Source organism: Pseudomonas sp. ARP3 (assembly GCF_001029595.1).
In the GTDB taxonomy this organism is placed as follows: Bacteria; Pseudomonadota; Gammaproteobacteria; order Pseudomonadales; family Pseudomonadaceae; genus Aquipseudomonas; species Aquipseudomonas rhodesiae.
The window spans coordinates 1-21,767 of sequence record NZ_LEKF01000019.1; the positions used below are offsets into that span (position 1 = coordinate 1).

16 protein-coding genes and 1 pseudogene are annotated in these 21,767 nt (G+C 62.5%); 8 read left to right on the forward strand and 9 right to left on the reverse strand.

What is annotated here, in order from left to right; all coding sequences use genetic code 11:
- The 5 genes from ABX75_RS20070 to ABX75_RS20090 form a co-directional block, all read right to left on the reverse strand.
- Nucleotides 1–382 (reverse strand): substrate-binding domain-containing protein (locus ABX75_RS20070; protein ID WP_047882521.1); only part of this gene is annotated, 382 nt, incomplete at its 3' end.
- Between the two features lie 36 nt (nt 383–418).
- Nucleotides 419–1,282: an SMP-30/gluconolactonase/LRE family protein gene (locus ABX75_RS20075; protein WP_047882522.1), complete on the reverse strand. Its 864-nt coding sequence runs from the start codon at nt 1,280–1,282 to the stop codon at nt 419–421.
- Nucleotides 1,283–1,309: 27 nt separating this feature from the next.
- Nucleotides 1,310–2,890, reverse strand: a complete 1,581-nt coding sequence (locus ABX75_RS20080; RefSeq protein WP_034096885.1) for an aldehyde dehydrogenase (NADP(+)) — start codon at nt 2,888–2,890, stop codon at nt 1,310–1,312.
- Nucleotides 2,891–2,900: 10 nt separating this feature from the next.
- Entirely contained in the window at nt 2,901–3,893 is a 993-nt protein-coding gene (gene araD1, locus ABX75_RS20085; RefSeq protein WP_040267945.1) for an AraD1 family protein, read from the reverse strand.
- Nucleotides 3,894–3,909: 16 nt separating this feature from the next.
- Nucleotides 3,910–5,232, reverse strand: coding sequence for an MFS transporter (locus tag ABX75_RS20090; RefSeq protein WP_047882523.1), 1,323 nt, complete (start codon nt 5,230–5,232; stop codon nt 3,910–3,912).
- A gap of 194 nt (nt 5,233–5,426) precedes the next feature.
- Here ABX75_RS20090 and ABX75_RS20095 point away from each other — a divergent pair, with 194 nt between their 5' ends.
- Both ABX75_RS20095 and ABX75_RS20100 read left to right on the forward strand, forming a co-directional pair.
- Nucleotides 5,427–7,163 (forward strand): IlvD/Edd family dehydratase, encoded by a 1,737-nt coding sequence (locus tag ABX75_RS20095; protein ID WP_034112990.1) that lies wholly within the window; start codon nt 5,427–5,429, stop codon nt 7,161–7,163.
- A gap of 48 nt (nt 7,164–7,211) precedes the next feature.
- Entirely contained in the window at nt 7,212–7,934 is a 723-nt protein-coding gene (locus ABX75_RS20100) for a FadR/GntR family transcriptional regulator (protein WP_047882524.1), read from the forward strand.
- Nucleotides 7,935–8,842: 908 nt separating this feature from the next.
- Here ABX75_RS20100 and ABX75_RS20105 read toward each other — a convergent pair.
- A complete protein-coding gene (locus tag ABX75_RS20105) occupies nt 8,843–10,978 on the reverse strand; it encodes a TonB-dependent siderophore receptor (RefSeq protein WP_034097357.1) in 2,136 nt (711 codons plus the stop codon).
- A gap of 194 nt (nt 10,979–11,172) precedes the next feature.
- Complete coding sequence (locus ABX75_RS20110; RefSeq protein ID WP_034097355.1) at nt 11,173–12,264, reverse strand: NADH:flavin oxidoreductase/NADH oxidase; 1,092 nt, start codon at nt 12,262–12,264, stop codon at nt 11,173–11,175.
- 90 nt (nt 12,265–12,354) lie between these two features.
- Between ABX75_RS20110 and ABX75_RS20115 the strand changes: the two genes are divergently transcribed.
- Nucleotides 12,355–12,654, forward strand: a complete 300-nt coding sequence (locus ABX75_RS20115; protein ID WP_047882561.1) for a helix-turn-helix transcriptional regulator — start codon at nt 12,355–12,357, stop codon at nt 12,652–12,654.
- Nucleotides 12,655–12,660: 6 nt separating this feature from the next.
- Here the strand turns inward: ABX75_RS20115 and ABX75_RS20120 are convergent, their stop codons facing one another.
- A complete protein-coding gene (locus ABX75_RS20120) occupies nt 12,661–13,119 on the reverse strand; it encodes a metallophosphoesterase family protein (protein ID WP_034097353.1) in 459 nt (152 codons plus the stop codon).
- A 238-nt stretch (nt 13,120–13,357) separates the two neighbouring features.
- Here ABX75_RS20120 and ABX75_RS20125 point away from each other — a divergent pair, with 238 nt between their 5' ends.
- The 4 genes and pseudogenes from ABX75_RS20125 to ABX75_RS20135 all read left to right on the forward strand — a co-directional run bounded on the left by ABX75_RS20125 (nt 13,358) and on the right by ABX75_RS20135 (nt 18,920).
- Nucleotides 13,358–14,248 (forward strand): bestrophin family protein, encoded by an 891-nt coding sequence (locus ABX75_RS20125; protein WP_034097352.1) that lies wholly within the window; start codon nt 13,358–13,360, stop codon nt 14,246–14,248.
- A 144-nt stretch (nt 14,249–14,392) separates the two neighbouring features.
- Nucleotides 14,393–15,475: pseudogene (locus ABX75_RS30070) on the forward strand (cache domain-containing protein); the annotation flags it as partial.
- Between the two features lie 93 nt (nt 15,476–15,568).
- Complete coding sequence (locus ABX75_RS30075; RefSeq protein WP_371264003.1) at nt 15,569–16,336, forward strand: methyl-accepting chemotaxis protein; 768 nt, start codon at nt 15,569–15,571, stop codon at nt 16,334–16,336.
- Nucleotides 16,337–16,511: 175 nt separating this feature from the next.
- Complete coding sequence (locus ABX75_RS20135; RefSeq protein WP_047882525.1) at nt 16,512–18,920, forward strand: glucose/quinate/shikimate family membrane-bound PQQ-dependent dehydrogenase; 2,409 nt, start codon at nt 16,512–16,514, stop codon at nt 18,918–18,920.
- 152 nt (nt 18,921–19,072) lie between these two features.
- Here the strand turns inward: ABX75_RS20135 and ABX75_RS20140 are convergent, their stop codons facing one another.
- Nucleotides 19,073–20,269: a DNA-binding transcriptional regulator gene (locus ABX75_RS20140; RefSeq protein ID WP_047882526.1), complete on the reverse strand. Its 1,197-nt coding sequence runs from the start codon at nt 20,267–20,269 to the stop codon at nt 19,073–19,075.
- Between the two features lie 139 nt (nt 20,270–20,408).
- Here ABX75_RS20140 and xylA point away from each other — a divergent pair, with 139 nt between their 5' ends.
- Nucleotides 20,409–21,725 (forward strand): xylose isomerase, encoded by a 1,317-nt coding sequence (gene xylA / locus ABX75_RS20145; protein WP_047882527.1) that lies wholly within the window; start codon nt 20,409–20,411, stop codon nt 21,723–21,725.
- Nucleotides 21,726–21,767: the final 42 nt, after the last annotated feature.

The following is a 21,767-nucleotide window of genomic DNA, read 5'->3' on the forward strand; positions in this document are numbered from 1 at the left end:
ACTTGCCCTTGGCGTCGACGAAACGGTCGTCCACCGCCATGACTTTCATATCGTTGAGCTTGGCCTTGGCCACAATCGCCGGGCCGAGGGACACATCCGGCGGGCAGATCACAAAACCCTTGGCGCCATTGGCGGCCAGGCTGTCGATGGCCGACAGGGTTTTCTCGCCGTCGGGCACGGCGATCTTGATCAACTCAAACCCCTTGTCCTTGGCGGCTTTTTCAGCGAAGGCCCACTCGGTCTGAAACCAAGGTTCTTCGGCTTGTTTGACCAGGAAGCCGATTTTGACTGTATCAGCGGCCAGCACCAGCCCGCTCAAGCTCATGGCCGATACCGCCACAGCGGCGCAGCACAGGGAACGGATACCACGACGACGATTCATACGGGTGACTCCTTGTTATTGTTGTTAGCGCTTGGGTTAACCGGCAAAGCGATGGCAAGGTTTGCCAGGTACATCGACATCGATAGCCAGCACGGCACCGTCCAAGGGGTGATCCAGAGGACTGGCCGCACTGGTAATAAACAGAGTGGTGAGTTCGGGCCCACCAAACACGCAACTGGTGGGGCGGCTGACCGGCAGCTCGATGACTCGATCCACCTCGCCCGTGGGCGTCAGCCGCAGCAAGCAACCGCCGTCCCAGCGGGCGTTCCAGATATAACCGTCGGCGTCCATCGCCGAGCCGTCCGGCCCGCCACGCGGATGCGGACCGAACCACAGCGTGGGCGACTCCAGATGGCCATTGGCCGAAATGCCGTGCCGGTAAAGCGTGCCGTCCAGGCTGTCACCGAAGTGCACCTGGCTGCCGTCGTCGCTCCACAGCAAGGTATTGGGAATACCCAACCCTTGCAGCAATGGCGTGACCGTGGCGTCGGCGTCCACGCGGAACAGGCCGCCGGAGCGCCGCGTGATCGGCAGGTCCTCACCCTGCTCGCCGATGTTGTTCTGCATGGTGCCCAACCACAGCCGCCCCTGGGCATCGCAACGCGCTTCATTGCCACGGTTGCCGGGGTGCGGATCGGCCTGGCACAGCAGGGTCAGGGCCTCGGTGGCCAGGTCCAGGCGGTAGACGCCACTGCTCAAGGTCACCAGCGCATCGCCGCGTTCGCAGGGGATGAACGCCGAGACATGCTCGGGCATCCGCCACACGCGCAGTTGCCCATCCATCAGGCGCAGCGCCTGTTTGCCGGCGATATCCACCCAATACAACGCCTGGGTCGGACCGTCCCAGAACGGGCCCTCCCCCAACTGCGCACGGTGTGCGGTCACTGCGCTCAACGACATATAGCCTCCTGGACGCGGGTTGGGTGTTTACAGCGGATCGCGCGACGGCGTGCCGTCCACCAAGCGCTGGATACGCAGCGGGTTGGCATTTTTCAGCGCATCGGGCAGCAGGCTGTCAGGGTAGTTCTGGAAACACACCGGACGCAGGAAGCGATCGATGGCCAGGGTGCCGACCGAAGTGCCACGGGCATCGGAGGTCGCCGGGTACGGACCGCCATGCACCATCGAGTCGCAGACCTCCACCCCGGTCGGGTAGCCGTTGAGCAGAATGCGCCCGACCTTCTGCTCCAGCAGTGGCGTAAGTTCGGCGAACTGCTGCAAGTCGCCCGGCTCGCCGATAAGCGTCGCCGTCAGTTGCCCATGCAGGCCTTGCAATGCGGCGCTGAGCTGGGCCTGATCGGCGACTTCGACAAACACCGTGGTGGGGCCGAAGACTTCTTCCTGCAGTGCCTCATCGCCGTTGATCAATAAACTGGCGTCAGCCTTGAACAGCTGCGGCTGGGCCTGATTGCCGGATTGGGCATTGCCCGCCAGGTGCTGGATACCAGGGTGCGCGAGGAGTTTTTCCAGGCCCTTGCCATAGCTGCTCAAAGTGCCGGCGTTGAGCATGGTTTGCGCCGGTTGCTCGCCGATCAACTGCGCCACTTGCTGGGTGAATGCGCTGAATTCGGGCGAGGCGATACCGATCACCAGGCCCGGATTGGTGCAGAACTGGCCGCAGCCTTGCACCACCGAGGCGGTCAGGTCGCGGGCCACGGTGTCTGCCCGTGCCTGTAGGGCCTGGGGCAGCACGATCACCGGGTTGATGCTCGACATCTCGGCAAACACTGGGATCGGTTGCGGGCGCGCCGCCGCCATGTCGCACAGGGCGCGACCGCCTTTGAGCGAGCCGGTAAAGCCCACCGCCTGGATCGCCGGGTGCTTGACCAACGCTTCACCGACGCCGCCGCCGAAGATCATATTGAACACGCCGGCGGGCATCTCGGTGGCCTCGGCCGCGCGGATGATCGCATCGGCCACGCATTCGGCCGTCGCCATATGCCCGCTGTGGGCCTTGAACACCACTGGGCACCCGGCCGCCAGCGCGGCTGCGGTGTCGCCGCCGGCTGTGGAGAACGCCAGCGGGAAGTTGCTTGCACCGAACACCGCCACCGGGCCGAGGCCGATGCGGTATTGACGCAGGTCCGGACGCGGCAGTGGTTGGCGGTCCGGCAGGGCTTTGTCGATGCGCGCGCCGTAGAAGTCACCGCGCCGCAGCACGGTGGCGAACAGGCGCATCTGGCCGCTGGTGCGACCGCGTTCGCCTTTGATGCGGGCGGCCGGCAGCGCGGTTTCGCGGCACACCAACTCGACGAAATGATCACTCAGGGCATCCAGTTCGTCGGCAATCGCGTCGAGGAACTGCGCACGGCGCGCGGCGCTCAGGGCGCGGTACGCCGGGTACGCGGCGGCGGCGGCCTGGGCGGCGGCGTCGACCTCTTGCGGAGTGGCCTGGAAGAAAACCTGAGGCAAGGTTTCGCCGGTGGCCGCGTCGACGCTGTGCAGCTTGGTGCTGCCCTGGGCGCTGCGCTGGCCGCCGATGTAGTTGTGGCCGATAAACTGGGTCATGGTGCTCTCCTTAAAGGGTGACGACGTTGCCGGGTTCGAATACCGCATCGGCCTGGCCGACACTGTTGATCAGCGGCGCGCCGAACTCGGCCTGGCTGATCTCGAACACATCCCCCGGTTGGGTACGTATACCGTCGGCGAATGACAGCGTGGCGGTGCCGAAGAAATGAATATGCACATCGCCCGGCGTGAGGAACTGACTGTACTTGAAGTGGTGGTACTCAAGGTTTTCCAGGCTGTGGCACATGTTGGCCTCGCCGCTGAGAAATTCGTTTTCCCAGATCACCTGGCCGTCGCGCAGCAGGCGGCTGGTACCGGCCAGGTGCTGGGGTAATTCGCCCACGCGCAGCTCGGGGCCATAGCTGCAACTGCGCAGTTTGGAGTGGGCCAGGTACAGGTAATTCTTGCGCTCCATGACATGGTCGGAGAACTCGTTGCCCACCGCAAAACCCAGACGATACGGCTTGCGGTCGTGGCCGATGACGTACAGGCCGCCGATCTCCGGCTCTTCGCCGGCGTCTTCGGCAAAGGGTGGCACCGGGAACGCCTGGCCAGGGCGCACCACGATGCTGCCGTCGCCTTTGTAGAACCATTCCGGTTGCACGCCCGCCTGACCGACGGCGGGCTTGCCGCCCTCCACGCCCCATTTGAAGATGCGCATGGTGTCGGTCAACGTGGCTTCGTCGCCGGCCTGTTGGTGCATTTTGTCGCGAGCGGCGGCGCTGCCCAGGTGGGTCAGGCCGGTGCCGCTGATCAGCATATGGGCCGGGTCCGGATGGTCCAGCGGCGGCAGGATCTTCTGTTCGGCGAGCAACGCGGCGTAGTCATGGCTGTCGCCCAAGCCCAGGCTGTCGACCTGCTGCTGCAATGAAGCCCCGGCTTCGATGGCGGCCAGCGCCAGTTCGCGCACGCTGCCGGCGCCCTGCACTTCGCGTAACCGGGTGCCATCGACAACGCCGACCCGGCGCTCGCCGTTATTGAGTTCGAACTGCACTAAACGCATCAGCTTTCTCCTTGAATTAAGTACGGGTGGCACCACGGGCGCTGGCGGCGAACTGGTCGGCTGGCAGCACATGTTTGCGCTCCAGCACGCGGTAGACCACGCCGGTCAACACCAGGCCGAACAGCATCACGCCGGACAGGAAATACAGGCCCGAGGCCAGGTTGCCGGTGTACTCCTTGAGCGCGCCGATCACGAACGGACCGATATAACCGCCCAGGTTGCCCACCGAGTTGATCAGGGCAATGCCCGCCGCCGCACTGGCGCCGGCGAAGAAACGCCCCGGCAAGGTCCAGAACACTGCGGTGCAGGAAAACATCGCGAACGCCGCCAGGCACAACGCCGCCATTTGCAGCACCGGCGCGCCGAGCCAGGCGCTGAAGAACAGGCCGGTGGCACCCAGTACATACAGCACGGCAAGGTGGCCGTAGCGATCATTCAAACGGTCGGAACTGCGCGGGACGATCAGCAGGCCGATGATGCCGAAGATATACGGCACGGCCGAGATAAAGCCGGTAACCAGGTCCGTGCCGCCGAACTGTTTGATCAGGGTCGGCAGCCACAGGCCCAGGCCATAGATGCTCAGGGTCACCGGCAGGTAGAACAGCGCCAGCAACAGCACGCGCTTGTCCTTGAGGGCATGCAGCGGGTTGCCGTGACGGGTCTGGCCGTAGGCCTGCAGATCTTTGGCCAGCTCGCCGGTGAGCCAGGCTTTCTCGTCCTCGCTCATCCATTTGACCTGTTTGGGGCCGTCCGGCAGCCAGCGCAGCACCGGCCAGGTCAGCAGGATCGCCGGGGTGCCGATCACGATGAACAGCCACTGCCAGCCATGCAGACCGAGGATGCCGTCCATGCCCAGCAGGCCGCCGGACACCGGGCCGGTGATCATCATGGCAATGGGTTGGGAAAGGATAAACAGGCCGAGGATTTTGCCGCGATGGCGCACCGGGAACCATTGGGTGATGTAGTACAGCACGCCGGGAAAGAACCCGGCTTCCGCCGCGCCGAGCAGAAAACGCATCACATAGAAGCTGTGCGGCCCCTGCACAAAAGCCATGCCGATGGTGATGGTGCCCCAGGTGATCATGATCCGCGCGAACCAGCGCCGGGCGCCGAAGCGGTCGAGCATCAGGTTGCTGGGAATCTCGAACAGGAAGTAGCCGATAAAGAACAGGCCCGCGCCCAGGCCATAGGCGGCGTCACCGATGCCGACATCGGCGCCCATGTGCAGCTTGGCGAAACCCACGGCGGAACGGTCCACGTAGGCGATCAGGTACAGCAGGATCAGGAAGGGAATCAGTTTCAGCGTGATGCGCCGAATAAGCCGCAGTTCCTGGCTCATGGGGGTCGATCTCCGATTGTTGTTTTTATAGAAGCTCGGGCGACGCCTCTCGCGATAACTCGCCAGGGCCACACCTCAGTTGAGATCGACTATATAGTAGTACTATTTACGAAACAACACTTCCAAATGGAAGATTTTGCGCTTATGTTTAGCCGCAGAGAGAACATATAGTCATACAATAAGAGAAATCGATCATGTCTGATAAAAAGCCCGGCCTACGCTCCGCCCAGTGGTTCGGTACTGCCGATAAGAACGGCTTCATGTACCGCAGCTGGATGAAGAACCAGGGCATCGCCGACCACCAGTTCCATGGCAAGCCGATCATCGGTATTTGCAACACCTGGTCGGAGCTGACTCCGTGCAACGCGCACTTCCGTCAGATCGCCGAGCACGTCAAACGTGGGGTGATCGAGGCCGGTGGCTTCCCGGTGGAATTCCCGGTGTTTTCCAACGGCGAGTCGAACCTGCGCCCTACCGCCATGCTCACCCGCAACCTGGCGAGCATGGATGTAGAAGAAGCCATTCGCGGCAACCCCATCGACGGCGTGGTGCTGCTGACCGGCTGCGACAAGACCACCCCGGCCCTGCTGATGGGCGCCGCCAGTTGCGACGTACCGGCGATCGTGGTGACGGGCGGGCCGATGCTCAACGGTAAGCACAAGGGCCAGGACATTGGTTCGGGCACGGTGGTGTGGCAACTGAGTGAGCAGGTCAAGGCCGGCACCATCACCCTGGATGATTTCCTCGCGGCCGAGGGCGGTATGTCCCGTTCGGCGGGCACCTGCAACACCATGGGCACCGCCTCGACCATGGCCTGCATGGCGGAAGCCCTCGGCACGTCCCTGCCGCACAACGCCGCGATTCCTGCAGTGGATGCGCGCCGTTATGTACTGGCGCATATGTCGGGCATGCGTGCGGTGGAGATGGTGCGTGAAGACCTGCGCCTGTCGAAGATCCTCACCAAAGAAGCCTTTGAAAACGCGATTCGGGTCAACGCGGCCATCGGCGGTTCGACCAACGCGGTGATCCACCTTAAAGCCATTGCCGGGCGTATCGGCGTGGACCTTGAACTGGACGACTGGACCCGCATCGGTCGCGGTATGCCGACTATCGTGGACTTGCAGCCCTCCGGGCGTTTCCTGATGGAAGAGTTCTACTACGCCGGCGGCCTGCCTGCGGTGCTGCGTCGCCTGGGCGAAGCCAACCTGATCCCACACCCGAACGCGCTGACCGTCAACGGCAAGACCCTGGGCGAAAACACCCAGGATTCGCCGATCTACGGCCAGGACGAAGTGATCCGCACTCTGGATAACCCGATCCGCGCCGACGGCGGCATCTGCGTGCTGCGCGGCAACCTGGCGCCGCTCGGTGCAGTCCTCAAGCCGTCGGCGGCCAGCCCGGAATTGATGCAGCATCGCGGCCGTGCGGTGGTATTCGAGAACTTCGACATGTACAAGGCGCGCATCAACGACCCGGAGCTGGAGGTGGACGCCAACTCGATCCTGGTCATGAAAAACTGCGGTCCCAAGGGTTACCCAGGCATGGCCGAAGTCGGCAATATGGGCCTGCCGGCCAAGCTGCTGGCCCAGGGCGTGACCGATATGGTGCGCATTTCCGATGCGCGCATGAGCGGCACGGCCTACGGCACCGTGGTGCTGCATGTGGCACCGGAAGCCGCCGCCGGCGGGCCCTTGGCCACGGTGCAGGAAGGTGACTGGATCGAGCTGGACTGCGCCAACGGCCGCTTGCACCTGGACATTTCCGACGCCGAGCTGGCAGCGCGCATGGCCGACCTCAAGCCGCCACAGGACCTGATCGTCGGCGGCTATCGCCAGCTATACATCAACCATGTGCTGCAAGCGGACCAAGGCTGCGACTTTGACTTTCTGGTGGGTTGCCGTGGAGCGGAAGTCCCACGGCATTCCCACTAATTGGGATGCTATGATGCCGCGAATTTAAGCCAGAGCATCCCGCCCGTTATGGATCACCAGCCGTCCAAGCCGCGCAAGAGCATGCATGCCCAGATCGTCCAGGACTTGGGCATGCACATCGTTTCCGGTCGCTTCAAGCCAGAAGAACGCCTGCCCATGGAGGCCACGCTTTGCGAGGAGTACAAGGTCAGCCGTTCGGTGTTGCGCGAGGCGACCCGCGTGCTCAGTGCCAAGGGCCTGGTGTACTCCAAGCCACGGGTGGGTGCGGTGGTGCGGCCACGGCTCAAATGGCACCTGCTCGACCCGGACGTGCTGTCCTGGTTGATGCAGTCCACGCCCCATAGCGAGTTTTTCAACACCCTGGCCGGTGTGCGGCGCATCCTCGAACCGGAAATCGCCGCCATGGCCGCGAGCACCGCCACCGACGATGACATCGCCATCATCGAAAAGGCCTACCACGGCATGGAAACCGCGCAGACCCACGAACAGCTGCTACAGGCCGACCTGGACTTCCACCGCGCCATCGCCGACGCCACCCGCAACGACCTGCTGGCATATATGTGCAACATGCTGTCGCTGCCGTTGCGCGAATCGATCAACATCACCAACCGCCGCCCCGACATCCAGGGCCTGAGCCTGCCTCGGCATAAAGCCATCCTCACCGCCATCCAGAACCGCGATGCCCTGGGCGCGCGGCATGCGTCGCTGGTGCAGTTGGATGACACGCGGGTGGCGTTGGATACGGTAATGAATGTACTCACCCCGCTCTAAAGCCAAGTGAAAGGACAGGTGGGAGGGGGCTTGCCCCCTCCCACAGTTAAATTCCTCTGGGCCACCACCCGGCAACTCGGTGCATTTGGCCCCGATAGCCATAGATCCCTACACAGGTTTTAAGGCTGAAATAACTCTGTGGTGAGCGGGCTTGCCCCGCGCTGGGCTGCGAAGCAGCCCCAAACCCAGGCACCTCGGTGTGTCAGCTAAACCACATCGCCTGGAATGGGGCCGCTTCGCAGCCCAGCGCGGGGCAAGCCCGCTCACCACAGCAAGCCCGGCCCCCCCAGAAAGCCTGCTCACCACGAGAACCTCATGTTCTCAGGCTATGTCACCGAAGATATGCAGCCGCCAACCCTAACCACGATGCGAAGCGAGCCGCTCTTGCTCTTGCTCTTGCTCTTGCTCTTGCTTTGCTTTTGATCTCAGGCGCCCCGTTAACCACGCTGGCCGGAATTCGGCATTGATTTGGGGGGTAAGCCGGCAGGGATGCCGGCTTAGCCGCCGTGAACGCAGCAACGGATATGTACTCGGTTTGACCCAACTTCCTGGTCGGCTGTCAGGCCGCCATCGGGGGCAAGCCCCCTCCCACAGTTAAATTCCTCTGGGCCATCACCCGGCAACTCGGTGCATTTGGCCCCGATAGCCATAGATATCTACACACGTTTCAAAGGCTGAAATAAATCTGTGGTGAGCGGGCTTGCCCCGCGCTGGGCTGCGAAGCGGCCCCAAACCCAGGCACCTCGGTGTGTCAGCTAAACCACATCGCCTGGAATGGGGCCGCTTCGCGGCCCAGCGCGGGGCAAGCCCGCTCACCACAGCAAGCCTCAACCCAGCAAGCCCGCTCCCACACTTAGCTCCAACTATCTGGTTACGCCCATATGCCATTGCAAGCCGACAAGACGGCGTTACAAGGTGTAGGCAATGCCGACCTGCACCGTACGCGGCGCGCCGGGGTACGCGTAGATATTGCCGAACGCACCCTCTTCGTACTCGCGGTTGAACAGGTTCTTCACGTCCAGGTTAAGACGGATCTTGTCGTTGACCTTGTAGTAGCTGAGCAGGTCGACGACGGTGTAGGCGCCCATGGAAAACGCGCTGTTGGCGGTCTGGCCCGCGCGTTCATCGACGTATTTACCGCCGGCGCCAAGGCCCAGGCCCTTTAGTGCGCCGTCTTGGAATTCGTAGACGTTGAGCAGGCTGAAGCTGTTACGCGGGATATTCAGCAAGCGCGTGCCACTGCGCAAGGTATTGTCCCGGGTGACTTCGGCGTCCACATAGGCATAGCCGCCGATCACGCGCCATTCGGGGGTGAGATTGCCGGCAACGTTAAGGTCGAAACCGCGACTGCGGACCTGGCCAGCGGCGACGCTGAAGGTGGAATCCACGGGATCGGTGGTGAGCACGTTCTTCTTCTCGATCTGGTAGATCGCCGCGTCAACGCTCAACTGACGGTCCAGGGCCTCCCACTTGATGCCCATTTCGTAGGACTTGCCTTTCTCCGGCGCGAAACCTCCGCCTTCACGGCTGGCACCGGTGTTGGGCTTGAACGAGCGTGCGGCGTCGGCGTAGACGGCGACGGTGTCGGTCAGGTCGTAGATCACACCCAGCCGTGGAGTCACGGCGTTGTCCGCGGCCTGCCACGGTTTGACACCCGTCACATAACTTTCGTAGTCGTGCTCGAACCGCTCGAAACGCGCACCAGCCAGGACTTTCAAGCGCTCGGTCAGCGACACCTGGTCCTGCACGAAAGCCGCGTAGGTCTTGAGGTTTTCTTTGTCGTGGGTCGGCGTGCGCGTCAGCGGCGGGCGTGTCTGACCGTAGACCGGATTGAAGATATCGATCGGGTAGGTGCCGGCGGCGGCGCTGGAGCGCTGGATGATCGACTGGTAATCGTAGTCCTCGTACTCGATGCCGGTCAGCAAGGTGTGATCGAGGCCGCCGGTGGAGAAGTGCCCGGTCAGATTGAGTTGGTAGTCCTTGTCGGTCCATTCCAGCTTGCGGTAGTTGAAGTTGCGTTGCAGCGTGCGGCCGTCGGCGCTCAGGCTACCGGGGCCGTTAGCCTCGATGGCATTCCCCTGCAACGTCCCATCCAACCACTGAAACCCACCCCCCAACGTCCAGCTGTCGTTGAGCATATGCTCGAAACGCAGTTGGGCCATGTTGTTGTCGTTGTGCAGCTTGCCCACGTCCTTGTCACCCCAGAACGTGTCGCGGGACGGCGTGCCGGCCTGGTTGGGGAAGCGCGTCAGGCCACGGTCCAGCGGATGGTTATTGCGCATGAAATCGCCTTCGAAGATCACCTTGGTGTCATCGTTGGCCTGCCAGGTGAGGACCGGGGTGACGCCGTAGCGCTCGGTCGACACATGATCACGGAAGGTGTCGCCGCCCTCGCCCACCACGTTCAGGCGATAGGCCAGGCGGCCTTCTTCGTCCAGCGGGCCGGAGGCGTCCAGCGTGCCGCGCTGCATGCCCTGGTCGTTCAACTGGCTGCCTAGGGTCACCGTGCGTTCGGCCAGCGGTTGCTTGGACACGACATTGAAGGTGCCGCCCGGATCGCCACGGCCGTACAGCATGGTGGCCGGGCCGCGCAGCACTTCCAGGCGCTCGATGGTGTTGGCGTCCGGCATGTTCGGGTAGCCACGGTTGATCGGGAAGCCGTTACGGTAGAACTCGCCGGTGGTGAAGCCGCGCACGGTAAACGTGGTGAGGCCCTGCCCGCCGAAGTTGTTGGCGCGGCCTACGCCGCCGGCGTAGTCGAGAGCATCTTGCAGGCGCGTTGCGCCGAGGTCTTCGACCACGTCCTTGGACACCACGCTGATGGACTGCGGTGTTTCGTGGATGGCGGTGTCGGTGCGCGTCGCACTGGCCGAACGCGTGGCGTGGTAGCCCTTGACGGGACCTTGCGCCGTCTCGTAATCCCCTTCGCCAGTGACCGTGGTCGCTTGTAACTCAAGGCTGGCGGATGGCGTGGTGACCTCCTGCGCCCAGGTAAAAGGGGAAAACGCCTGAAGGACACACAGGGAAATCAGCGTACGACGCATGGGTGTTCAGCCTAGTGAATGAGCCAGATGGGACGGCAAACCTGCCAAGAATTCGCCGCGAATGGTATATCAAGTCATTCGTGTTTGATATCTATTCTCATTCGTTATTTTTCGTGTATCCGCTGTGTATCAGCTCAATGGCCGGACGTAAAAAAGCCACTCGATTGAGTGGCTTCCATTACCTCGCCAGGACCTTAGCGATAGCGCTCAAGCCAATGCGCATAAGGCGCCGGCAAGGTCCAGGCGGATTTCTCCACGCCTAATTCTTTGGCGGCGAAATACGCCCAATGGGGGTCGGCCAGGTGCGCGCGCCCCACCGACACCAGGTCCAGCTGACCGGCCTGCAACGCGCCTTCAGCCAGTTGCGGGGTGCCGAAGCCCCACGCGGAGGTCACCGGTATGCCGGCTTCCCGCCGCACACGTTCGGCAATCGGCCCCATGAAAGCCGGGCCCCACGGAATGTTGGCGTCCGGAATGGTGAAACCGACGCTGACGCTCAGCAAGTCCAGGCCGCCGGCCTTGAAACGACGCGCCAGTTCGATGGATTCGGTGAGGGTCTGCTCGTCACGGCCGTCGTACTCGATCACGCCAAAACGCGCGGTCAGCGGCAGGTTTTCCGGCCAGACTTCACGCACAGCGGCCAGGGTTTCCAGGAGGAAGCGGCTACGATTGTCGAAGCTGCCGCCGTAGGCGTCGGTGCGCTGGTTGGAATGTTCCGAGAAGAAACTCTGGCCCAGGTAGCCGTGGGCGAAGTGCAGTTCGATCCACTCGAAACCGGCGTCGCGGGCACGGCGCGCGGCATCGACGAAGTCCTGTTTGACCCGGGCAATGTCCTCCAGGGTCATGGCGCGCGGCACGTTGGGCAGGTTGGCACCGAACGCAATCGCAGACGGCGCGATGGTTTCCCAACTGCGGGCGTCGGAAGCAGGGATATGGTCATCGCCTTCCCACGGGCGATTGGCGCTGGCCTTACGTCCGGCGTGGGCGATCTGGATGCCTGGCACCGAACCTGCGGCCTTGATGGCTTTGACCATGGGCACAAAAGCTTCGGCGTGGGCATCGCTCCAGATGCCGGCACAGCCTGGGGTGATACGGCCTTCCGGGGCCACTGCGGTGGCTTCCACTACCAAAAGTCCCGCACCGCCGCGCGCCATGCCTGCCAGGTGAACATGGTGCCAATCGTTGACGATGCCGTCTTCGGCCATGTATTGGCACATTGGAGGAATAGCGATGCGATTGCGCAGGGTGACGTCTTTAAGGGTAAAGGGTTCGAATAGAGCGGACATCGTAAACTCCAAGAGCAGGTGACTGATTCGATAGTTCGATGGTAATCGAACAATAGTATTCAGCGATACCCCCCTGTTATGATTCGTTTCATGCGAGCCTTCAAACACCCTCCCCTGCAAGACCTCACACTCGAACGCGTGCTCTACGCCCTGAGTGATCCGGTGCGCCTGGAGATCGTCCGATGCCTGGCCGGCGTGCCAGAAGCCACCTGCGGCGAACTGGATGGCGGGCGGCCCAAGTCGAGCATGTCCCACCACTTCCGCGTGCTGCGCGACGCCGGCCTGGTGAATACCCGCAGCGTGGGCACCACCCATATGAACTCGTTACGCAGGGATGAGCTTGAAAGCCGCTTTCCTGGTTTGCTCGCGTCCATTCTTGCCCAGCAATAAGCCGCTTCACTCCAGCAGTGACACCAAGCGAGCGTCGATAGTGCCCTCGTCTATTTCAAGCAGCGCCAGCGTCACCGGTAACTTGAAACGCCGGCGCCCCGCGCTGCCTGGGTTTACATACAGGATTTCACCGCGCCACTGGATCAACGGTTTATGCGAATGCCCGGTGATCACCAGGCGCGTGTGAGGCGTGAGCAATGCCGGGACATCGGCGACGTCATGCACCAGCAAAGTTGGGCAGCCGTTGAGCGTAATGTGCAGATGATCAGGCACCTGGCATGCCCATGGCGCATCCTGATCATTGTTGCCACGCACCACATGCAGCGGCGCGATGCCGGCCAGTTGCTCGATAATGTCGGCACTGCCAATGTCGCCCGCATGGACGATCTGCTCACAACCTTGCAGGGCCGCCACAGCTTCGGGCCGAAGAAGGCCGTGGGTATCGGAAATTACGCCGATCTTCATAGGGGCTCACTCTCGAAGGTTTGACTCAGCATACATAGGTATCTACACAACTCTTAGAGGCTGACAAGTGAGCAGGCGTGCCACACATTCAGCCAGGCCGCGATCTCAAACCTGCTGCCATCGCTACCAAAATTGTTGCGCCCGGCGGCTTAAACGTTTCAGGTTGCGGCGAACCTAACGGGCTTGTCGGCGTCCGAGCTAAGGCACTGTTGCTTACCGTTCGCCGCGAGGTTGTCATTTGAAAGCCGCCATCATCAAAAAGTACCGCCTGGTCATCAAGACCATGGGCTACGTCGGCTGGTCGTTGTTCTGGCTGTTGCTGTGGGACGTCGCCGTGACGGTGGACTTCATGCTGTTTCTCACAGCCAAGATCAACCTGCCGCTGATGCCCCTGACCCTGCTGGGCTCGGCACTCGTGGTGTTGATCAGTTTTCGCAACAGCAGCGCCTATAACCGCTGGTGGGAGGCCCGCACGTTGTGGGGCGCGATGGTCAACAATTCGCGCAGCTTTGCGCGCCAGGTGCTGACCCTGCTGGACGACCCGGGCAGTGAGGTCAACCCGATCAAATCCACGCTGTTGCGCCGGCATGTGGCCTATGTGAACTGCCTGGCCGCGCACCTGCGGGGCCAGCCGTGCCCCGATGAAGTGCGCGCGTTCATCCCTGCCGATGAGTTTGCGCGCAACGGTGCGACCAATAATTTCGCCAATGACATCCTTACCGGTTCGGCGGCGTTACTGGCCCGCGAATACAAGGCCGGGCATCTGGACAGCATTCGCCTGGCGCGGCTGGAATCGACCCTGGTGGACCTGTCCAACGCCCAGGGCGGCATGGAGCGTATCGCCAACACGCCGCTGCCCTACCCCTACGTGTATTTCCCGCGTCTGTTTATCACCCTGTTCTGCCTGATCGTACCGGTGGGTCTGGTGGAATCCCTGGGCTGGTTCACCCCGCTGGCCTCCACGGTGGTGGGCTTTATGCTGCTGGCTATCGAACGCATCGGCACCGACCTGCAAAGCCCGTTCCGCTCCAGCGAACACCAAATCCAGATGGAAGCCATCTGCGAAACCATCGAGAAAAACCTGCAATCGATGCGCCGCGACACCCTGGCCGACAATTTGATCGGCTGAACCCACCTACGCGCCCTAAAGTGCGTGCCCTCTCGGTCGATAAAGAGGGTACGTACGCAAGGACCCACCCTTCATAACAACCCCTGCGACGCTCAGCACTACTGTTTGCCTTGCCAAAACTATAAATACCCGCGGGTGAAAGTCATGAATATCAAGCAGAAGCTGACCTGGGCGTTCGCGGCTATCGCGTGCGTGCCGGTCATCCTGGTAGCGGTACTGGTAGTGTTGAATCTGCGCGAGGGGGCTCAGGCCAATTTCCTCGACAGCAGCGGACGGGAAATCCGCCAGATCGACAATGGCATGAAGCAGTTCTTCGACGGCATCAGCCAGAACGTCGAGTACGTGGCCAAGGACCCGCGCGTGGTCGCGGCCAAAGATCTCAAGAGCTATGCCAGTGCCGACGCTGCGCAAATCCCGCTGACCCCAACCAATAAAGAGCTGCTGGCGATCTTCGATCAATTCGCCAAGAGCCATCCCACCACGGCCTACCTGTCCCTCGGCCTCGCCGACGGTGGCTACGCCAGCTGGCCCGACGACGCCAAGCTGACCAACTACGACCCGCGCGTACGCCCCTGGTACAAGGCGGCGGTTGCCGCGCCTGGCACCACGGTGCGCACTGGCGCGTACTACTGGGCGCCGGACGACGTGGTGCTGATCGGCACCGTGCATACCGTGGCCGATACCAGCGGCAATGTGCTGGGCGTGGTGGGCCTGGACGTGTCGCTCAAGCAACTGACCGAACTGGTCAAGAACATCAAGCTCGGTGACAGCGGTTACCTGATGCTGGTGGAAGGCAACGGCAACGTGCTGGTGGACCCCAGCGATGCCAAGCACAACTTCAAGCCTCTGGCCGACTTGGGCCCCAACTACGCCGAATTGGCCAAACGCGGCGACGGCGTGACCCAGATCGACATCGACGGCGTGGCCTATATGGCCAACGTGGTCAGTTCCAAAGACCTGGGCTGGCGCTTTATCGGCCTGATCAAGCGCGACGAAGTGATGGCCGGCGCCACCAGCCTGACCTGGTTGATCGCCGCCATCGCCGCAGCCCTGGCGGTGGTGTTCGCGATTGTCGGTGCCAGCTTTGCCAGCGTCATCGTGCGGCCGATTCGCGGCGTGGCCGACGGCCTGCAGGAAATCGCCGAAGGTGAAGGCGACCTTACCCGTCAACTCAAGGTGCAGGGCAAAGACGAAACTGCCACCCTGGCCGGCTGGTTCAACCAGTTCCTGGGCATGATCGCGCAACTGGTGCAGCGCATCGGTAACGCATCCTCCGATCTGCAGAGCGCCGCCGCCGACACCAGCGAAGTGGCCAACAATATGAACCAGGCCGCCGGGCGCCAGCGCGAAGCAGTGGAACTGGTGAGCACCGCGTTCAACGAGATGGTGGCCACCGCCAACGAAGTCGCACGCTCTTGCAGCGCCGCCGCTTCCAGCGCCGACGAAGGCTACCGCGACGTGCATGACGGCCAGCAACATATCGGCGAAGCCACCGGCAGCGTGTTGCGGCTCAGTGAAGACTTGCAGAAGTCGACCCAGACCATGCAGCAGTTGGAGCAGGACAGTAAAAACATCAACACCATCCTGGATACCATCCGCTCGATTGCCGAACAGACCAACCTGCTGGCGCTCAACGCCGCCATCGAAGCCGCCCGGGCCGGCGATCAGGGCCGCGGTTTTGCCGTGGTCGCCGACGAAGTCCGCGCCCTCGCCCGCCGCACCGCCGACTCCACCGGCGAGATCGACAGCCTGCTGGGCAACCTCGCCCGCCGCACCCAGGAAGTCACGCAGCAGATGCAAGGCAGCCTGTTGGTGTCCCATACCAGCGTGGAACGCATCCAGCAGGCCCGCGACAGCTTCGACAAGATCCGCGGCTCGGTGGACTCGATCCGCGACCAGAACACCCAGATCGCCACCGCCGCCGAAGAGCAGCACCAAGTCGCCGAAGAGATCAACCGCCACATCGCGCAGATCCATGCCGATGCGCAACTGGTCGAAGGCTTCGCACACTCGGCACAGACCGGCTCGGGCCGTTTGACCGATATTTCCGCTCAGCTCAAAGGCTTGGTGGGTCGCTTCAAGTTCTAGCCAAAGCACCGAAGGCGATCAATAAAGCCGCTTGTTTCTGACGGAACAAGCGGCTTTTTCATGCCCGAGCCCTCGCAATGGCCATTAAATTCAACTGCCAAGCAAAAATGTACTAACTAGTTACTTGTCTTGCTAACATTGCGCCTCTGCCCTCTCTCACTCGAGTCCTTTCGACATGAAACGAGCATCGCGCGCCGCTGGCGTCTCTAGATTCTTCCTGCTGGGCCTGGGCGTGATCATCGCCCTGCTCGGCCTTGCGCTGGCCGTCGGCGGCGCCAAACTGGTCAGCCTCGGTGGCTCTTGGTATTTCCTGCTGGGCGGTGTGGCCATGGCGGTTGCCGGCCTGTTGATTGCCCGTCGCAAACCGGCCGGCGCGTGGCTGTTCGCCGCGTTTCTGATCGGCACTGCCGTGTGGGCGGTGGCAGAGGTGGGGCTGGTGTTCTGGCCGCTGTTTTCGCGATTGTTCATGTTCGCAGTGATCGGCCTGGTGGTGGCGCTGGCGTATCCGCTGCTGGCCAGCAAGCCGGCGCGCGGCGCGTATGGTGTCGCGGCGGTATTGGCGGTGGGCGTGGCGGTGGCGGCGGGCAATATGTTTGTCGCGCACCCGAGCGTGGCGCCAACGGGTGCGGGCCCGGGTGTCACGCCGGTGGTGCCGGCCGAGGCGCAGAAAGACTGGGCGCACTACGGCAACACTGAGGGCGGCAGCCGCTTTGCCGCCCTGGATCAGATCAACCGCGACAACATCGACAAGCTCAAAGTGGCCTGGACCTACCGCACTGGCGATGTGGCCATCAGCGACGGCAACGGTGCCGAAGACCAACTGACACCCCTGCAGATCGGCAACAAGGTGTTTATCTGCACGCCCCACAACAACCTGATCGCCCTGGACGCCGACACCGGCAAAGAGCTGTGGAAAAACCAGATCAACGCGCAGTCGGCAGTCTGGCAACGATGCCGGGGCCTGGCTTATTTCGACGCCAGCGCGCCCATCGCCCAGCCGACCCAACCCAACAGCTCGCCGATCATCGCCGCCAGCGTTCCAGCCGGTGCGCAGTGCCAGCGCCGTTTGCTGACCAACACCATCGATGCGCGCCTGATTGCCGTGGATGCCGACACCGGCCAGTTCTGCGAAGGCTTCGGCACCCATGGCCAGGTGGACCTCAAAGCCGGCCTCGGCAATGTGCCGGACAGTTACTACCAACTGTCCTCCGCCCCGCTGATCGCCGGGACCACCGTAGTGGTCGGTGGCCGCGTCGCCGATAACGTGCAGACCGATATGCCCGGCGGCGTGATCCGTGGTTTCGACGTAATCAGTGGGCACATGCGCTGGGCCTTCGACCCGGGCAACCCCGACGACAAACAAGCGCCGGCCGCTGGCAGCACTTATGTGCGCAGCACGCCCAACAGTTGGGCGCCGATGTCCTACGACCCGCAGATGAACACGGTTTTCCTGCCGATGGGCAGTTCGTCCACCGACATCTATGGCGTGGAGCGCACCGCGCTCAACCATAAATACGGCGCGTCCGTCCTGGCGCTGGACGCCTCCACCGGGGCCGAAAAGTGGGTGTACCAAACCGTCCACAACGACCTGTGGGACTTCGACCTGCCGATGCAGCCGAGCCTGATCGACTTCACCCCGCCGGGCAGCGACAAGGCCGTACCCGCCGTGGTCATCGGCACCAAGGCCGGGCAAATCTACGTGCTCGACCGCGCCACCGGTAAGCCGCTGACCGAGGTCAAGGACGTGCCAGTCAAGGCCGCCAATATCCCCAACGAACCCTATTCGCCAACCCAACCCAAATCCGTGGGCATGCCGCAGATCGGCGCGCAAACCCTGAGGGAATCGGACATGTGGGGCGCCACCCCGTATGACCAGTTGCTGTGCCGCATCGACTTCAAGGGCATGCGCTACGACGGCCTGTACACCGCGCCGGGCACGGATAAATCCCTGAGCTTTCCCGGTTCCCTGGGCGGCATGAACTGGGGCAGTCTTTCCACCGACCCGGTGCATGGTTTTATCTTCGTCAACGACATGCGCCTGGGCCTGTGGATCCAGATGATCCCGTCGCAGAACAAGGCCCAGGCCGCGTCCGGTGGCGAAGCGCTGAACACCGGCATGGGCGCAGTACCGCTCAAGGGCACGCCGTATGCGGTGAACAAAAACCGCTTCCTGTCGGTGGCCGGTATCCCCTGCCAGGCGCCGCCGTTCGGCACCCTGACCGCCATTGATATGAAAACGCAGAAAATCGCCTGGCAAGTGCCGGTGGGCACCGTGGAAGACACCGGTCCGCTGGGCATCCGTATGCACCTGCCGATCAAGATCGGCCTGCCGACGCTCGGCGGCACGCTGTCGACCCAGGGCGGCCTGATCTTTATCGCCGGTACCCAGGACTTCTACCTGCGCGCCTTCAACAGCGGCAACGGCGAAGAAATCTGGAAAGCCCGCCTGCCCGTCGGCAGCCAGGGCGGCCCGATGACCTACGTGTCGCCGAAAACCGGCAAGCAATACGTCGTGGTGACTGCCGGCGGCGCGCGCCAGTCCACCGACCGGGGCGACTATGTGATCGCCTACGCCTTGCCATAACGCCTGCGTGCGCTCCGGCACTGCTTGAACATGTGGGAGGGGGCTTGCCCCCTCCCACATTTTGAGCCGGTTTTTTCAGTTAATACTGAGTAGGGCGACTGGCATTAGGGCAAGCCCACCTGCCACACAGGTTCAGCAGCGTATGTCAGGCCCTAATCAGGCACGGGCAACGCACACTCCTCGCCTCGCTGGTACTCCCGCGGCGTACAACCAAATTCACGGCGAAACACGGTGTGCAGGTACTGCGCCGATGTGAAGCCGCATTGCGCCGCCACGTCGGCAATCGCCCGTTCGTGGCTTGCCAGGCCTTTGGCGGCGGCGGCGAGTTTGAAGCGCAAGATCTCATCATGCACGCTGCACCCGCGCTCCTTGCGAAAGTGAGACTCCAGGGATGAACGCGACACGCCGACATAGGCCGCCACTTGTGCGGTCTTGATGCCCTGGCAGGCGTATTGGCGGATAAACAGCAGCGCCTGCATCACGTACGGATTGCCCAAAGGCTGATGCAAGCTGGAGGCCTGCACGTTGATTGCCTCCGGAGGCACCAGAATCTGCGTACCGGCGCAAGGTTTGCCGTGCAGCATCTGATGAAGAAGCGCGGCGGCAGTGCGGCCCATGGTTTCCGTGCCCTGGATTACCGAACTCAGCGGCACCCGCGTGAGGGTGCGGGTCAGCGGGTCGTTGTCGATGCCGATCAGCGCCACTTCTTCCGGCACCGCAATACCGGCGGTGAGGCAAGCTTGCAGCAGTTGCCGAGCGCGGGCGTCGGTGACGGCGATGATGCCGATGGGCTTGGGCAGGCTCTGTAACCAAGCAATCTGCTGTTCCACCGCGCTGTCCCACAATGGCGCGCTGGTGCCCAGGCCGCGATACACCTCGACGTTCAGGCCATCGCGTTGCATCAAGCGGCGAAAGGCTTTTTCCCGCTCCTGGGCCCAGCGATTGGCCTGGGCCGGTGGCAGGCTGAAACAGGCAAAGCGGGTCAAGCCGGCCTCGATCAGGTGCTCGTAGGCCAGCTTCATCAACCCATGGTTGTCGGTGGCCACGTAGGGAATACCCTTGGGATAGGCGCTTGCATCCTCATAAGAACCGCCCACCGCCACCAACGGCAACTTGCTGTGGGCCAGGGCCTCGCCGATCAGCGGGTCATCGAAGTCAGCGATGATGCCGTCGCCTTGCCAGCGCTCGATGCCTTTGAGCCGGCACAGAAAGTCTTCTTCCAGGAACAAATCCCAGGATGCGCGGGTGCTGCTCAGGTAATTACCGATGCCGGCGATGATGCCACGGTCGTAGATTTTGCTGCCGTTGAATAGCAAGGCAATGCGGTGCACGGGCGGTAGGGTTTTCATTGTTGTTGTCCTCAGGCCAGTCGCCACAGGGTAGCCCCCGCCACTCAAAATCGCACCATCGCTTGGTGATTTTCATAATTAGCGAGCCAGGTGCCGTTGCTAGTATCCAGACACCGCCCAGAACAATAAGGAACACGCCATGACGTACTTCCCCGGTGTCGAGAAGGTTCGCTTCGAAGGTCCCGACAGCGATACCCCCCTCGCCTTTCGCCACTACGACGCCAACAAACTGATCCTCGGCAAACCGATGCGCGAGCACCTGCGCATGGCGGCTTGTTATTGGCATACGTTTGTCTGGCCCGGTGCGGACATGTTCGGCGTCGGCACCTTCAAGCGCCCGTGGCAGCGCAACGGCGACCCGATGGAAGTGGCCATGGGCAAGGCCGAGGCTGCGTTTGAGTTCTTCTCCAAGCTGGGCATCGATTACTACAGTTTCCACGACACCGACGTAGCCCCCGAGGGCAGTTCGCTCAAGGAGTACCGCGAACACTTTGCGCAGATGGTCGATCAGTTGGAGCGCCATCAGGAACAGTCCGGCATCAAGCTGCTGTGGGGCACCGCCAATTGCTTCAGCCACCCGCGCTTCGCGGCCGGCGCGGCCACCAACCCTGACCCGGAAGTATTCGCCTGCGCCGCCGCCCAGGTATTCAGCGCGATGAACGCCACCCTGCGGCTCAAGGGCGCCAACTATGTGCTGTGGGGCGGTCGCGAAGGCTATGAAAGCTTGCTCAACACCGACCTCAAGCGCGAGCGCGAACAACTCGGGCGCTTTATGCGCATGGTGGTGGAGCACAAGCACAAGATCGGCTTCAAGGGCGACCTGCTGATCGAGCCCAAGCCCCAGGAGCCGACTAAGCATCAATACGATTACGACAGCGCCACGGTGTTCGGCTTCCTGCACGAATACGGCCTGGAGCATGAGATCAAGGTCAATATCGAAGCCAACCACGCGACCCTGGCCGGGCACAGTTTCCACCATGAAATCGCCACCGCCGTGTCCCTCGGCATCTTCGGCAGCATCGACGCCAACCGTGGCGACCCGCAGAACGGCTGGGACACCGACCAGTTCCCCAACAGCGTCGAGGAAATGACCCTGGCCACCTATGAAATCCTCAAGGCTGGCGGCTTCAAGAACGGCGGTTATAACTTTGACTCCAAGGTACGCCGCCAAAGCCTCGACGAAATCGACCTGTTCCACGGCCATGTCGGCGCCATGGATGTACTGGCCCTGGCGCTGGAACGCGCGGCGGCCATGGTGCAGAACGATCGGTTGCAGCAGTTCAAGGACCAACGCTACGCAGGCTGGCAACAGCCGTTGGGCCAAGCCGTGCTGGCCGGTGAGTTCAGCCTGGAATCCCTGGCCGAACATGCGTTTGCCCACGGGCTGAACCCGCAGGCCGTGAGTGGTCGGCAAGAGATGCTGGAGGGGGTGGTCAACCGGTTTATTTATCGGTGACAGAGTGGTGAGCGGGCTTATTGTGGTGAGCCCCTCACAAGC

Bases quoted from the DNA above. Each gene is read 5' to 3' on its own strand.
- ABX75_RS20075 (WP_047882522.1), bottom strand. From the start codon at position 1,282: ATGTCGTTGAGCGCAGTGACCGCACACCGTGCGCAGTTGGGGGAGGGC.
- xylA (WP_047882527.1), top strand. From the start codon at position 20,409: ATGACGTACTTCCCCGGTGTCGAGAAGGTTCGCTTCGAAGGTCCCGAC.
- ABX75_RS20105 (WP_034097357.1), bottom strand. From the start codon at position 10,978: ATGCGTCGTACGCTGATTTCCCTGTGTGTCCTTCAGGCGTTTTCCCCT.
- ABX75_RS20090 (WP_047882523.1), bottom strand. From the start codon at position 5,232: ATGAGCCAGGAACTGCGGCTTATTCGGCGCATCACGCTGAAACTGATT.
- ABX75_RS20140 (WP_047882526.1), bottom strand. From the start codon at position 20,269: ATGAAAACCCTACCGCCCGTGCACCGCATTGCCTTGCTATTCAACGGC.
- araD1 (WP_040267945.1), bottom strand. From the start codon at position 3,893: ATGCGTTTAGTGCAGTTCGAACTCAATAACGGCGAGCGCCGGGTCGGC.
- ABX75_RS20095 (WP_034112990.1), top strand. From the start codon at position 5,427: ATGTCTGATAAAAAGCCCGGCCTACGCTCCGCCCAGTGGTTCGGTACT.
- ABX75_RS20100 (WP_047882524.1), top strand. From the start codon at position 7,212: ATGGATCACCAGCCGTCCAAGCCGCGCAAGAGCATGCATGCCCAGATC.
- ABX75_RS20135 (WP_047882525.1), top strand. From the start codon at position 16,512: ATGAAACGAGCATCGCGCGCCGCTGGCGTCTCTAGATTCTTCCTGCTG.
- ABX75_RS20110 (WP_034097355.1), bottom strand. From the start codon at position 12,264: ATGTCCGCTCTATTCGAACCCTTTACCCTTAAAGACGTCACCCTGCGC.
- ABX75_RS20080 (WP_034096885.1), bottom strand. From the start codon at position 2,890: ATGACCCAGTTTATCGGCCACAACTACATCGGCGGCCAGCGCAGCGCC.
- ABX75_RS20115 (WP_047882561.1), top strand. From the start codon at position 12,355: ATGCGAGCCTTCAAACACCCTCCCCTGCAAGACCTCACACTCGAACGC.
- ABX75_RS20120 (WP_034097353.1), bottom strand. From the start codon at position 13,119: ATGAAGATCGGCGTAATTTCCGATACCCACGGCCTTCTTCGGCCCGAA.
- ABX75_RS30075 (WP_371264003.1), top strand. From the start codon at position 15,569: ATGAACCAGGCCGCCGGGCGCCAGCGCGAAGCAGTGGAACTGGTGAGC.